Source organism: Paenibacillus sp. FSL K6-1330, from assembly GCF_037976825.1.
In the GTDB taxonomy this organism is placed as follows: domain Bacteria; phylum Bacillota; class Bacilli; order Paenibacillales; family Paenibacillaceae; genus Paenibacillus_AQ.
In genome coordinates, this window is the sequence record NZ_CP150269.1 from 5,015,887 (window position 1) to 5,028,750 (window position 12,864).

The following is a 12,864-nucleotide window of genomic DNA, read 5'->3' on the forward strand; positions in this document are numbered from 1 at the left end:
AGGAAGCACTCCTTTCGTTTAAACCTCCATATAATGAAGCTTCTCAAAAAGCCAAACGGATTCAATTCATATTTAATATATAAGGGAAATTATATTTAATCAAAAGTCGTTGACAATTACTCTAAGTTATATTAATATACTAACATAAATATTATTCCTAACTAAACGTAAGTTAATATGGAATGATAATTAAAAATATTGCTAAATAAGCAACATGCATATTTGCTTGAAGTAAAGGACATCTTCTTATCAGGCGAATGCAAATTCGATTACACCAGGAGGTTTTTTTTCAATGTCTAAAGATTTTTCAACTGCACTCAAAAGTCGCCGTTCTTATTACGGGATTAGCAAAGAATCCGTTATCTCGGACGAGCGTATTCAGGAAATCGTAAACGAAGCGGTTAAGTATACCCCGTCTTCTTTCAACTCTCAAAGTGCACGCGTCGTTGTATTGCTTGGCGAACAGCATGATAAACTGTGGAACATCACGGAAGGCATCCTGAAAGAAGTCGTTGGCGATGAAGAAGCATTCAAATCCACTGCCGACAAAATGGGCGCATTCCGCGCTGGTTACGGTACGGTATTGTTCTTCGAGGACAACAACGTCATTGCCGGGCTGCAACAGAACTTTGCCGCTTATGCCGACAACTTCCCGATTTGGTCCAACCAATCCAACGGCATGCTGCAATTTGTAGTATGGACATCCCTTGAAGCAGAAGGTCTGGGCGCATCCCTGCAGCACTACAACCCGCTGATCGACGAAAAAGTAAAATCCGAATGGAACATCCCGGAAAGCTGGAAGCTGCTTGCTCAAATGCCTTTCGGTAAGCCGGTTGCTGAACCAGGCGAAAAAGAATTTGCACCGCTTGAAGATCGCGTAAAAGTATACAACTAATTAAATAGATGAAAAAAGGCCGCCTCCCTAAGTTCCCGCAACTTGGATAGGCGGTCCTTTTATAATGGGCAAAGATTGAAAAACCGATCACTAAGCGATACAATTAGTCAAGTAAGAACCCTCGAACTTCTAAGATAACAGAAGCTCCGGGCAAACTTGCGATAACCAACTACATAGAATGTTGGCTGTACTAGGGGTGCCATGTGCTGAGAGACGGCGGTTTGCCGTTAACCCTTAACACCCGATCTAGGTCATACTAGCGTGGGGAAGTGTAGCATTTATGTTTATTTCTTTTCGTAGGCATAACTGCACTTTCTTCACGGGGTGCGGTTTTTTTGCGTGGACTTATATCATGGGGAGGAAATAACAATGAATGAGCTTGTATGCGGAACCAGTCGGATCGTTGGGTGCCGGTTCTCGGTATTTCCCATGACGGACCGGTTTGTGGAGGTCATCATGGGCGCACTACATTCCGTAGATACGGGGAAGGTATGGATTCAGACAGATGATGTGAGCACCTGTATTCGTGGACGTGCAGAGCATGTCTTTGATGTTACAAGGGCGATATTCGCCTATGCTGCAGCGAGTGGCGTGCATACCGTTTTTAATGGTACTTATTCCATCGGTTGCCCCGGAGATACGGACGCCGATGTATATATGACCGAGGATTCGACTCTCTTAAACAACGACATCGGGGAACATGCCGATATTGAGACTGCTTGCCAATTCGCTCTATACCCCATGGGTACCGATGACTACATGGATGTCATCTACGGTGAAGTTAATCGTACGAAGGCAGCCGGGACATTCGCCGGAAGCGTTCATTACGCCAGCCGATTGGATGGGTCTCTGGCCCAGGTGTTTGGATCCCTTGAAGAGGCTTTTTTACATGCGATTCAATCTGACAGCAGCCATTTGGTCATGACTGCGGTTGTGTCCGCACACAGCCCTTCGGTCAAAGCCGCATCGAATTGAGCTTTATTGAGGCAGACAAAAGCCCGGCAAGCGCCGGGCTTCCTGTCACTACTGCCAAGAATCTTGACGGTTTAAACCCAAGCACTCAAGATAATTACGAGCAGGATAAAGAGAACCAAAATAATTCCTACTGAATTGTTCCATCCACCGCCGCCATATACTCCGCTCATGAAGATCCCCTCCTGGATTTAAAGAATGACGTGATGTAATCACACTATTATAGTATTTCCCGTCTCGTGCTAGTGTCACGGCTAATGTACCCCTCTTTTTATATTGGCAAGGAAATTCTATTCGTCATAACCAATGAGAAGCTTGCCTCCGTACGGATGGAGCATTTCCTCGGTGAATGCCATAAGAACTGAAGGATCATCCTGGCGATACATCGCCGTGAGCGCTGCTTCCAATCGTTCTCCCAAGATCGAGTCATAGCGGTTGAACAGACGGAACAGCGTTTTCCCTTCACCCGTCCACTCCCGGTTCACCCTAAGTACAAAATCACAGAGAATCGCCGCTATTTTGTGCACCGTAAACCACTTTTCGGCATCCCTTCGGGGACTCTGCAAATCCAGCAGGTACTCGGTTAGCATATAACGGTATTCGTTAATGTCGGTTAGCATCAAGGGCATGGGTCCGTAATTCAAGTCGCTTCGAGCTTCCGCCTGCACCTCTTCTCCCTCAGGCAGCGCGTGCAGCACCGTCCCTTCTACGACCATCCGCTGCAATGAAGGATTCGCCGCGATCACTCCCTCATCGAAATATTCGCGATAGGAGGATAAAGACAATATAAATATTTCCGCGATCCACCCATGTGCCTCTATCGTCTTCCTGCTGAAATCATGACCATCCCGTTCAATGACTATGATGTCCAAATCGGATTGTTCGTTATATTCACCTCTGCTCGCGCTGCCGCCAAGCACAGCAAGCAAACAGTCGGGATAATCGTATTGTATGATGCGTTCCGCTGCCTCTACCGGTTCCATCCTCATGACGTTTCCTCCAGTATGATTCTGATCCTCCCGAAAAAAGGGCTCAAAATATCTAATTCAGCTAAAACCCTAAACGTACCTGAATCATATGGTAAATAAATAAACGATTACCCTCATGTTGATGACAAGGAAGAAGGGATAGATGAGATGAACTATATTCATATGCTCTCCAAATTAGGTATGGGCAGTGCCCACCCGGGAGGATTCGAGGCAACCCTCCGAATGCTGAAGAATTATCCCATTCAACCGGGCAGCCGCATTTTGGAGGTCGGGTGTGGAACGGGCAGAACTGCATGCCATCTCTCGGAGATGGGGTATCAAGTAACGGCCATTGACTTGAACGAAAATATGATCAAAAAAGCCCGTGCAAGAGCCGAAGCGATGGAAATCGACGTGCAATTCCAACAAGCGGATGTATGCGCATTGCCTTTCGAGGACAACCAATTCGACCTAATCATGGCCGAATCCGTTACCGTATTTACGGATACTACGAAATCACTGCCCGAATATTACCGCGTTCTGGATCATGGAGGCGTCCTGCAGGACAGAGAATTGCTGCTTGATAAACCCATGCCGGAGGCAAAACTTCAGGAACTGCTCGAATTCTTCGGAATTCCTAATCTCATGATGAGGGAAGAATGGGCGGACTCCCTCTTGGCTTGCGGGTTTAAACAGGAAGAAATTCTGGAGTACAACCACTTCAATGACCAGTTAAAGGAAGAGCAAACACGTCATCTGGATACATTTGAACAGCGCGATAAAGGACTCCTGTTCGATGTGGCGCTCTGGGAAACGTTGTTCAAGCATGACCGCATGATCCTGGATAATACCGATTATCTCGCTTCCGCCTTATTCCGGGCTGTAAAATAAAATCACTTCATATCTGTGCATCAAGTGGGGATTCGCATATTTGCTGCGCATCCCCTCTCCCTCCTCAATTTCGGTCCTTTCGACCTAATCCAACACTTTTTGTCAATTCGTTATATCTAGTTTTGCCTGTCGATGCTATAATCATGGTAAATATATCCTATGTTGTTGAGGAGGACTCATTCTTATGGCATGGTTCAACAGACTCCCTATCTCGCGAAAAATTACCGCAGCCTGTTTTCTCATTGCCGCTTTGTTTGCGGTTCCAATGCTGCTTGCATTTATTCTAATGGGTAAAGCAATCATTGGCGTGGTCATCGTCGTGGCACTAACCGGTTTTACTTTTCCTCTTTCTCGTCTTATTGAGAAAACGCTTACCAATTCCTTTGCGGAGATCTCCAGCGTTTCCGCCAAAATCGCCAAAGGCGACTTCACCTTCCAGGTAGAAGAGGTTGGGGGCATGAACGATCTCAGCCGAACGTTCAACAGCATGGTGGACAAGCTTCGAAAAATATTGCAGGAAACCTCGGATATCACCCGCCAGGTCATGTCGTCAAGCTCCAACATCTCGATTAAAAACCAGGAGCTCATTCAAGTGATGAATCAAGTCTCCTTATCTTCCAATGAGCTTGCTGTCGGCGCGAACGAAATATCGGAAGACGTAGCCGAAATGACGCATTCCATCGGTGAGATCGAAGAGAAGGTCAGCAATTATACGCATTCAACCCAGGAAATGAATACCCGTTCGATCGAAACGCTGGGACTGGTTGAGCAAGGAAGGGACTCCGTTGCCAAGCAGTCTGCAGGGATGCAGCGTAATATTGACGCAACAGCAAAGGTCTCGGAATCCATAGATGCGCTGGCTAAGAGCGCCAGGGGAATTACGCAGATCACGGAGACGATCTCGGAACTTGCCGATCAGACCAATTTGTTATCCTTGAACGCATCCATTGAAGCGGCAAGGGCAGGCGAGCATGGCGCTGGCTTTGCCGTTGTCGCCCAAGAGGTGCGTAAATTGGCTGAGGAATCCACATCATCGACAAGAGAAGTATTCAATCTCGTACGGAGCATCGAATCGGACGTCAAACATGCAACTCAGAACATAAAAATTAATGAAGAGGTCGTCAGGCAGCAAACCGAAATGATCCGTGAAGCTGAGCTGGTGTTCATGGAGATTGTAAACAGTGTGCAGTATATTTCGGAACAGATCTCCGCTTTCTCCAAGGAGAGCGAATCCATGCTGGAAAGTGCGAAGAGCATTTCTTCCGCAATTCAGAATATATCGGCGATTACGCAGCAATCCGCCGCAGGCACGGAGCAGGTGTCGGCATCCATGAATGAGGGCATCTCATCGATCCAGAAGATGGCCGAGGAAGCAGAAGCGATGAATAATGCCGTCTTCCGGCTGCAAAAAACGATCAACATTTTCAAATTTTAAGTAGGGTACAGCCTACATCATGTCTATTACTTTCGAAGCAGCAAACGAACCGAAAATGCGAAAAATGGCTGTGCAAGGATACCATCCTGAGCACAGCCATTTCTTCATTGGACACATTTTTTTAATCTGACGAACCATCCGTGTGAGCAGACCCTTCATATGGGACAGCTCCCTTTTGTATCATGTCAAGTACACCTGAATTATTGCTCGCTCCATAACCGCGCGATATTCACAAGCCGCCCTTCTTCAAACTCGACTCGATATATATCCGGCAGCGTCATTCCTTGCCAGAAATGATAATCGAATCGTTGATCATAATGCTGCAGCATAAGTGTCATAATGTCGCCGTGCGTGCCAATCACGACACGCTTTCCTATATGCGCATTCAAGATTTCCTCTAGCACCTGGACTGCTCGGCTTTGCGCGATTTTGCTGGATTCCCCTCCGGGGAAGGACGTAGTTTGATCCTGAAACAGCATCTTTTTGGCATCGAGGAATGAATGCCCCTGAAAATCCCCGACTTTCCGTTCTCTTAAGTCCTCTTGCTCCGCAATCGGGAGTCCTAAAGCATCCGCCAATGGTTGGACCGTGTCCCTGGCTCGCTGATAAGGGCTTGAAGTAATAGCGTCAATCCCTTCACCCAGGAGCAATTCCTTGACTCGAACCGCAGCGAGGGAGCCCTCCGCGGACAATCCCCGCGACCTTTCCTTCCCATCGATAAAGGGAGATTCCGCATGTCTTACAAAATAGATAGTCGTCATCCTTCGACCTCTGCTTCTTTATGAGCCTCACCCTTTAATACGGGCTCCATCATCATCTCTACAAACGGTGTTAACGGTAACACCCCCAATGACTCCAAGGGAATCCATTTGGCCCCTAATGAGTCTTGGCCGTCACCGTCCGTTTTGATAACAGCTTGAAGATCCAACAGCTCGACATCATACATGATACCAATGTGATGCAGCTCTTCCATCTGATTCGCCTCATACTGATATACGATCGTGTAAGATACAGCCGTCCGAATGCTCCCCTTAATCGGAGAAAGCCCGGTTTCCTCTAAAAATTCGCGCTGCAGCGTATGCTCCGGCTCTTCTCCGAACTCAATGGAGCCGCCCGGTAAATCCCACTTCCCCTTGTGCGGTCCTCTCGCTTTCTGGATCAACAGGATATGATCATGCTGAATCAGTATTCCATAAACACCGAGATGCGTATGTTTCACCACGGTCAACAACCTCCTTTTCTTGCAGTGAAGGTAATCCATTGACTTCGGAAAAGTACGTCTCTCCCATCCTTCACTTCCTGAATATCCTGCTGCACCTGCCGCCTCGTTAAGATCTCCCATTCCGAATACAGCTCATCAAGGATGGAAAAGGCTTTGTCGGCGGATAGATTCAACTCGATTAAGCCTGCCTCCTCCAAACCCGTTTCCTGATCGATTTCCTTTACCTCGGTGCTCATCAATATGCAATGTACGCCCTGCTCCACGGTTCCAGCCTGCATCTGTTTGATCTTGGATACAAAGGCTTCCTCGGAGCTCATATGCTCCAGACATGAGCATGCGATGACGTAATGATAAGTATCCTCGGTAATTTCATAGTGTTCTACGTCTGCCACAAGTGCCTCAAGATTTGAGCTTACGCCATGCAATTCGGCATACTGCCGCAGCTTGTCAACTGCCGATGGCAGCAGATCCACGCAGATGACCTTCCCGTTAACCGCTTGGATCCGCTGCGCAACCGGGATGCTGTTACGCCCGACGCCACAGCCTAGATCCAGTACCCGCACCTCATGAAACGGCAATAATTCCAAATGATCCAGGACCGTCTGAACGGGCTTGGCTAACCAGCTCCCAGGTTGAAACAGTACGGCTTCTTCGTACAATGTCTCGTGATACGATATTTCCTTTTCACGTGCGCGGTTGAATATGTCCATGCTATATCCCCTTGTTCTGGCCGTTATAACGTCACTTCCATATAGACAAGCTCATTTTCTTGCTCACTGCAACTCCTGCTAGGATACCTTTTTCTAATCTTCGCTTATCGTTAGCTGCGGCCACTGATCCTTCCATTGCTTCTTTCCTACCCGCTCCAAATAATAGCGTCGCTTATGAAAGTTAGGGCATCTGCGAACCCGAAGCGCAAATAAATCCTCCAGTCCGTAAGGACAGCAGAGCTCAAGCTCTCCTTCGGCGTTCAGCCTTGCCCCGACCGCGGTAGCCGTCTCCGTCCAATGAGCTAACGCATCATAGGTCGAGTGATAGGGTTCATCTCCATTCTTCACATGCATTCTGGCCTGATTCTTGACCGACCATTTCGGGTTCCCCGTGGTTGTTCTTAGAAGCTCTTCCAATCGAATATCCCGCGCTTCAGACACATCTTCCGGATCGAAATACACCACATCGATATCCGTATGCCGATCCGTCCCTTCTAACCCATGAAGCAAGTCCCACACATAATTTCGGATGTAGCCTGCAGCAATATAGCATTGCGGCAGCCCTAAGTCACGAACGATGTCCAAATCCGTCATCAATTGCTGATGCTGGCTTATGTACTCCTTTAACCGTTTCTCTAACATACCATCCACCGCCAATGACCTAAATTCTTCTCAGCCCTCTTACCATTCAGCTGCCACATGTTCTTATATTAGTTAGCTGCAACTTGAATAAGAGCGTACCCTAAAATCCTGTATTCGTGTAAAAAAGCATAGACCGCTTCACGAAGAGAAGGAAACGGTCTATGCACACTCATAGATATAACTATTATATTCCAGATAATCCCTGAACGGCAAGAGAGAGCAGGGATTATGGGACGCAGCGGGTGATACCCGAGCTGCATGTTGGACAGAAATCTGAGCATGCATGCGCCATAACTGCTTCAACTTGAGCCAGATTGACTTCGGTATGCTCATGTGAGAGAGCTTATAAGCCGGATTTCGGACAGCCATGCACGAAATAATCCCACTACCGAACAATCAAGCCCAGTGGTGCTAGCTACACAGCCGCGTCCACCCGCTCCTGCGAAGCGCCGTCGCAGCGCTTGCACACTTTCAGGGCAGTCCCGTCCGATTTGGTTCGGGGATACAACAATTTCGTTCGGGTACTCTTGCACACCGGACATGTACCGCGCGCGCGAGTTGGTAGGTTCCACAAGGATTTGCCTCTTTTTTGTTTTGCCATTAGTCAGATACCCCATTTCATAGATTCATTATTATCACTCTTACTTATATGAAAGGGTTCAGCAGAACATGTCGGGCAGCTCCATTTAGATCTCACATACCATCGCTCACAACCATTGCAACCTCATCAGATCCGGAATAGATGGTGGATCGCCCTCATGGTATGTCTCCGTCGCACATTAGAAAAACGAGTGGGTAAGATAACAAAAGCGAGAAGGCAATGAAGACGCCCTCCCGCTTGTGCAACGAATTACTTATTTATAAAAGCCAGAATCTCTTCCTTGGACGGTATGGAGGCTTGTGCGCCTGGCCGGGTCACCGTCAATGCAGCCGCAGCAGTTGCAAACTGAAGCGCTTCTTCCGTTTCCAGCCCCTCCGTGCAAGCTGCCGCATAAGCACCGATGAAGGTATCTCCTGCCGCCGTGGTATCCACGGGTCTGACGTGGAAAGCCGGAACGGTGAAACGCTCACCTTGTGCATTCCCATAGAAGCAGCCTTGCTCGCCAAGGGTGATGATCACGTTGGAGGTGCCTCTGCCGATAATCGACGCTGCAGCCGCATCGGCTGAAGCAGTGTCCTCCACCTTTAGGCCGCTTACCACTTCGGCTTCCGTCTCGTTCACAATCAAGGTATCGATCAACGGTAACACGTTATGAGGGATCTTTCGCGCAGGCGCCGGATTCAACCAGACGCGAACGCCTGCCTTGTTAGCCGATTGGATAACATACTGCGTCGTCTGCCATGGAATTTCATTTTGCAGCAGTACAGCATATACTCCATCCCACTTCACCTCAGTCGCAACATCTTCTTCAGTCAACCGCCCATTGGCTCCTTCCGACAACACGATATAATTCTCGCCCGCCTCGTTAACCGTGATGATCGCCATCCCCGAGGTGCCTGTCTTGGAGAGGACGGATGTAACGCCAACCCCGCGCTCCTCCAAGGAAGCAACCAGGGTATTCCCAAAAGGATCAAGACCGACCGCGCCGACCATGACACAATCCGCACCTACTGAGGCTGCAGCCACAGCCTGATTCGCTCCTTTACCCCCAGGAAAAAAAGATGTGCCGCTGCTATGAATCGTTTCTCCCGGCCGGGGAAACTGCTCTACATTACTCACAACATCCATATTAATGCTTCCAATGACAACTAGCTTGCGCAAAGATAACCTGCTCCCTTCTCTTAAACCAACTTCGGCTCTGATGTACGGACGTGAACATCCCTGATCTCATTCTCACCATCCTCCAAGCAGCCAAAGCCGAACATGCCATGACCATAGGCGGTGTCCTTGCATTCTAGCACATGGTCTCCATTAATATACAAGATGAACCGATCCTTCTCGGACACCAGCTTCAGGCGGTATTCTTTACCCCATTCCCAATCGTATCTTGCCGTAATCAGACGCTTGATCCCGAAGTCCTGTTTGATAAACGATACGGAATTCGGACCGTCGAACCCGGCCAGATAATGCCGCATGACCCCCTGCGCCCTCGTAATCAGGCAATGGCTGGTGCCTGATATTGGTCTAATGGTCGCTTCAATCTCCATATCTCCTGCATAGTAATTGCCGGAATAGGACGAGGTATCTCCTTCAGATATACAATGCAGTGCTCCCTCACGCAACTCCCAGTTTCCTCGATGATGCGAGAATGGAGTGACAGAAGCGAACTCTTTGGCCTGCTTGGCAAAATCGATCGTATAATCCGCAGCTCCCGTGATGCGGAATTGACCGACGAACAAACTACCGATAGCGCGGTTCAAGAGCGGCGACGGGCTCTCGAGTATCCAGCCGATCTCATCAATCATGGCGCTTTCGGTATCCGGAATGACGAATTGAATCGTATTCCACTCTCCGCCAACCGGAGTAACGGCCTCAAGACACACATCTTCCTGTATAAAAGTATTCCGTACGTACGGTGTCAGTCTTACCGGTTCGCCTTCCCACTGATCCACATAAATTTGGGCGGATACGGTCTGCCCGCTATAGGCCAGGGGGGCAAAGGTCGGCTTATATTTCTCATCGTTAAACTCCGCCCGGCGATAGAACGGTTTATAGTAGATTTTGCTGCTGTCGCCTTCTACCAGTCGGTCAAAGACCACTTCCAAGGATCCTCTGCTATCATACGTATTCTTGGTTGAATGGCGCAAGACAGGCGTCTTGAACGAATTGCTTGTCCGAAAGCCGTGCGTGGACCCCGGCAGGTCGAAATCGAAATACACCTCGCCTTGCTTCACCCGCGACACCAACGCTTCGGGGGCCTTCTCTCCATTGAGGCGATAGCCAAGCAGTGCAAGCTCTTTGGCAAATGTCGGGAAATCCACCAGATTCAAATAACCGGATACACTCGAAGCCACGATGAAGTCATTGATCGGCTTGCGATAATGATCCGGAATCCCCGCCAGGCCGCCGTAAACGCCTAGGATCGTGCCCACGTTTCCGGCGTTGCAATCGGTGTCCCAGCCACACATCGATGCGATCTCGACCGTGCGCGCAAAATCCCCCTCGCCATACAGAAGGGCAAGCACGCACACGCCCGCATTCGGGATAATGTGGCATACGCCAGTATACTTATCGTATCCCCAGTGATCCTCCAAATATTGACGGCAAGCGCGGAAATCCGATGGATGCTCCCGGTGGAAGTCCATCACCACGTGGACCACGCGCGCATAAGTGGAGTCATCCGGAATCATGCGAAGTCCTTCCGCAATAATCTCATCCATGGATGAAGCATCAAAGGCTTTGGCTATGCAAGCAGCCATGAAGCGGGCGCCGTACAGCCCGTTGCCGTCGTGCGAAACACTGGCGGCTTTTTCCGCATAATCCGCCGCTTTCTCCGCCTGACCCGGGAACAGCAGGCCCCAGGAATCGATGAAGATCTGGCCGCCGATCTGCTCCGCCATCTCCGTGCCGTTGACCTCAATCGAACCGGAGCGCGGGGCTGAAATGCCTTTGCGCAGATTAACATAAGCACGGTGCTCCGTACTGATATCCTCGCCGCCCCACCAAAACATGCCAATCCCTTCCCTTGCGTAGTTGAGCCATGCCTTGCCCACATCCTCAGGCTCAAGCTCGCGGTCCGTCGCATCGTCATACAGCGCGCGAATAAAGAATACCGGTCCGTTCGCGTCATCGTCGGCGGCAAAGGTTTTGTACGGCTTCACGTAATCCCGGATATCGCCGTATACGTCCCGAATGCGTTCATACGTCCAAGCTACCGGTTCGATGGGAGCACCGAGTCTGATGCCAATGTTCATACCGATGAATCCCGCATATACCGTCTCTACATAATGTTTAGGTATCATTTGCTCTCCCTCCTGTATCAACCATTCCTCTACATCCGCTAAGCTGCAATAGCTTGTGAAAAACTATGGACTCACAATATTCTTCCGAGATTCATTGATGCGAAGATCATCCTCAATGATCTGCACAGCAATGGCGCTGAACCTGTCCGCGATGGCACACAGGTCCAAGCGGTTCACCTTATTCAACTGCTCGATATCTTCTTCGCGGATAACCTCACAACCATACATGGCGCCCAGGATGACCCCGGCCATAACGCCGATCGAGTCTGTGTCACGCCCGGAGTTAACCCCGTCCAGAATCGAACGATAGTAATCGCCGTCGTTGAGAACGATAAACGCTAGTGCCATCGGCAGCTCTTCAATCGACCATAGGCGGCTTGGCGTATAATGGTTGCTCGGGATGCCGACCTTGTCGATATGGCGACTCACGTCATCGCCCATCGGCGAATATTTGAGCATGATCGCTTGCAATACCTCGATCACTTTGTCCATGTCATCCCGCTGATGCCGCAATTCGCGGGCGGCTTGCGTCATTTCCACAATGGCTGCTTTCGTGCCGTCTTTTGCCAGGCTGATCGCGGTGCGGACAATATCGTCCACACTCACCCCCGGCTCAAAGGCCTTCGCCACGCAAGCAGCCAGAACGCCTGCGGCTTCCAGACCGTAGCTGCTCTGATGACCCATCGCAAACAGGATGGCCTCATCATAGGCCGCCTTGGGATTACCGGCATTGACGATCCCGATCGGGGCGATGTACATCGCCGCCCCGCAGTTCACCATATTCCCGATGCCCCCTTCTCTCGGATCGCAATTGGCCAACACATGACGCATGAAGATGTATTTTTCCGGATAGAACAACCGGTCAATGATCAACGTCTCCTCATTCAGCTCCGGGACAAACGTCTTGCGGAACGCAATCTCCTTCACGAATTCATTGCCCATATCATAGGCATCCAGATGCCGGCCTTCAGTAAGATAAACATTCATGAGCGCAATGGTCATCAGCGTATCGTCCGTGACAATCCCGTCGCCCCTTACCCGTCCAAGCCGGACGTCGGCGGGCAGATCCATCTTATGCCATCTTGTCATAAGAGATTCCACGCGTCCGTATTTGGACTTAATCTCCTCGTACGTCAATTTCTCGATTGGAGCTCCCATTGCGTCTCCGAGCGCGGTGGATATCACCACGCCCCTCACCCGGTCACGAAACGAAGTCATAGTCATAG

Annotated in this window: 14 protein-coding genes and 1 riboswitch; of the genes, 4 read left to right on the plus strand and 10 right to left on the minus strand. The window is 49.6% G+C overall.

From position 1 onward, the window contains the following. The first annotated feature begins 292 nt into the window (after nucleotides 1-292). Nucleotides 293-895: a nitroreductase family protein gene (locus NYE54_RS22700; RefSeq protein WP_098747218.1), complete on the plus strand. Its 603-nt coding sequence runs from the start codon at nucleotides 293-295 to the stop codon at nucleotides 893-895. A 182-nt stretch (nucleotides 896-1,077) separates the two neighbouring features. After that, nucleotides 1,078-1,180, plus strand: a riboswitch (TPP riboswitch). 84 nt (nucleotides 1,181-1,264) lie between these two features. Further along, on the plus strand, nucleotides 1,265-1,870 hold the full coding sequence (locus NYE54_RS22705; RefSeq protein WP_339266344.1) for a YkoF family thiamine/hydroxymethylpyrimidine-binding protein: 606 nt from the start codon (nucleotides 1,265-1,267) through the stop codon (nucleotides 1,868-1,870). A gap of 71 nt (nucleotides 1,871-1,941) precedes the next feature. On the opposite strand, the gene NYE54_RS22710 is transcribed toward NYE54_RS22705, so the two are convergent. Continuing rightward, on the minus strand, nucleotides 1,942-2,040 hold the full coding sequence (locus NYE54_RS22710) for a sporulation protein YjcZ (protein ID WP_076325078.1): 99 nt from the start codon (nucleotides 2,038-2,040) through the stop codon (nucleotides 1,942-1,944). A 117-nt stretch (nucleotides 2,041-2,157) separates the two neighbouring features. Beyond that, complete coding sequence (locus NYE54_RS22715; RefSeq protein WP_339266346.1) at nucleotides 2,158-2,856, minus strand: nucleotidyltransferase domain-containing protein; 699 nt, start codon at nucleotides 2,854-2,856, stop codon at nucleotides 2,158-2,160. Nucleotides 2,857-3,003: 147 nt separating this feature from the next. Here NYE54_RS22715 and NYE54_RS22720 point away from each other — a divergent pair, with 147 nt between their 5' ends. Together NYE54_RS22720 and NYE54_RS22725 are read left to right on the plus strand one after the other, a co-directional pair. Then, on the plus strand, nucleotides 3,004-3,726 hold the full coding sequence (locus NYE54_RS22720; RefSeq protein WP_076325080.1) for a class I SAM-dependent methyltransferase: 723 nt from the start codon (nucleotides 3,004-3,006) through the stop codon (nucleotides 3,724-3,726). Between the two features lie 184 nt (nucleotides 3,727-3,910). Beyond that, complete coding sequence (locus tag NYE54_RS22725) at nucleotides 3,911-5,161, plus strand: methyl-accepting chemotaxis protein (protein WP_339266347.1); 1,251 nt, start codon at nucleotides 3,911-3,913, stop codon at nucleotides 5,159-5,161. 200 nt (nucleotides 5,162-5,361) lie between these two features. Here NYE54_RS22725 and NYE54_RS22730 read toward each other — a convergent pair whose 3' ends face one another. From NYE54_RS22730 to NYE54_RS22765, 8 genes are all read right to left on the minus strand, one after another. Then, complete coding sequence (locus NYE54_RS22730; RefSeq protein WP_339266349.1) at nucleotides 5,362-5,922, minus strand: histidine phosphatase family protein; 561 nt, start codon at nucleotides 5,920-5,922, stop codon at nucleotides 5,362-5,364. Next, nucleotides 5,919-6,383 carry an NUDIX domain-containing protein gene (locus tag NYE54_RS22735; RefSeq protein WP_339266350.1) on the minus strand — a complete coding sequence of 155 codons (465 nt, stop codon included), beginning with the start codon at nucleotides 6,381-6,383 and terminating at the stop codon, nucleotides 5,919-5,921. The genes NYE54_RS22730 and NYE54_RS22735 overlap by 4 nt, the downstream gene beginning before the upstream one ends. Nucleotides 6,384-6,385: 2 nt before the next feature. After that, complete coding sequence (locus NYE54_RS22740; protein WP_339266352.1) at nucleotides 6,386-7,093, minus strand: class I SAM-dependent methyltransferase; 708 nt, start codon at nucleotides 7,091-7,093, stop codon at nucleotides 6,386-6,388. Nucleotides 7,094-7,186: 93 nt separating this feature from the next. Then, on the minus strand, nucleotides 7,187-7,735 hold the full coding sequence (locus NYE54_RS22745; protein WP_339266354.1) for a nucleotidyltransferase family protein: 549 nt from the start codon (nucleotides 7,733-7,735) through the stop codon (nucleotides 7,187-7,189). Nucleotides 7,736-8,150: 415 nt separating this feature from the next. After that, nucleotides 8,151-8,336, minus strand: a complete 186-nt coding sequence (locus NYE54_RS22750; protein ID WP_074961828.1) for a hypothetical protein — start codon at nucleotides 8,334-8,336, stop codon at nucleotides 8,151-8,153. A gap of 249 nt (nucleotides 8,337-8,585) precedes the next feature. Next, nucleotides 8,586-9,497: a ribokinase gene (gene rbsK, locus NYE54_RS22755; protein WP_339266356.1), complete on the minus strand. Its 912-nt coding sequence runs from the start codon at nucleotides 9,495-9,497 to the stop codon at nucleotides 8,586-8,588. 20 nt (nucleotides 9,498-9,517) lie between these two features. After that, nucleotides 9,518-11,638: an ADP-ribosylglycohydrolase family protein gene (locus NYE54_RS22760; RefSeq protein WP_339266357.1), complete on the minus strand. Its 2,121-nt coding sequence runs from the start codon at nucleotides 11,636-11,638 to the stop codon at nucleotides 9,518-9,520. A gap of 63 nt (nucleotides 11,639-11,701) precedes the next feature. Beyond that, nucleotides 11,702-12,856: an ADP-ribosylglycohydrolase family protein gene (locus NYE54_RS22765; protein WP_339266359.1), complete on the minus strand. Its 1,155-nt coding sequence runs from the start codon at nucleotides 12,854-12,856 to the stop codon at nucleotides 11,702-11,704. Nucleotides 12,857-12,864: the final 8 nt, after the last annotated feature.

Excerpts from the sequence above, each read along its gene's own strand:
- NYE54_RS22700 (WP_098747218.1), top strand. The coding sequence starts at position 293 with ATGTCTAAAGATTTTTCAACTGCACTCAAAAGTCGCCGTTCTTATTAC.
- NYE54_RS22705 (WP_339266344.1), top strand. The coding sequence starts at position 1,265 with ATGAATGAGCTTGTATGCGGAACCAGTCGGATCGTTGGGTGCCGGTTC.
- NYE54_RS22710 (WP_076325078.1), bottom strand. The coding sequence starts at position 2,040 with ATGAGCGGAGTATATGGCGGCGGTGGATGGAACAATTCAGTAGGAATT.
- NYE54_RS22715 (WP_339266346.1), bottom strand. The coding sequence starts at position 2,856 with ATGAGGATGGAACCGGTAGAGGCAGCGGAACGCATCATACAATACGAT.
- NYE54_RS22720 (WP_076325080.1), top strand. The coding sequence starts at position 3,004 with ATGAACTATATTCATATGCTCTCCAAATTAGGTATGGGCAGTGCCCAC.
- NYE54_RS22725 (WP_339266347.1), top strand. The coding sequence starts at position 3,911 with ATGGCATGGTTCAACAGACTCCCTATCTCGCGAAAAATTACCGCAGCC.
- NYE54_RS22730 (WP_339266349.1), bottom strand. The coding sequence starts at position 5,922 with ATGACGACTATCTATTTTGTAAGACATGCGGAATCTCCCTTTATCGAT.
- NYE54_RS22740 (WP_339266352.1), bottom strand. The coding sequence starts at position 7,093 with ATGGACATATTCAACCGCGCACGTGAAAAGGAAATATCGTATCACGAG.
- NYE54_RS22745 (WP_339266354.1), bottom strand. The coding sequence starts at position 7,735 with ATGTTAGAGAAACGGTTAAAGGAGTACATAAGCCAGCATCAGCAATTG.
- NYE54_RS22750 (WP_074961828.1), bottom strand. The coding sequence starts at position 8,336 with ATGGCAAAACAAAAAAGAGGCAAATCCTTGTGGAACCTACCAACTCGC.
- NYE54_RS22760 (WP_339266357.1), bottom strand. The coding sequence starts at position 11,638 with ATGATACCTAAACATTATGTAGAGACGGTATATGCGGGATTCATCGGT.
- NYE54_RS22765 (WP_339266359.1), bottom strand. The coding sequence starts at position 12,856 with ATGACTTCGTTTCGTGACCGGGTGAGGGGCGTGGTGATATCCACCGCG.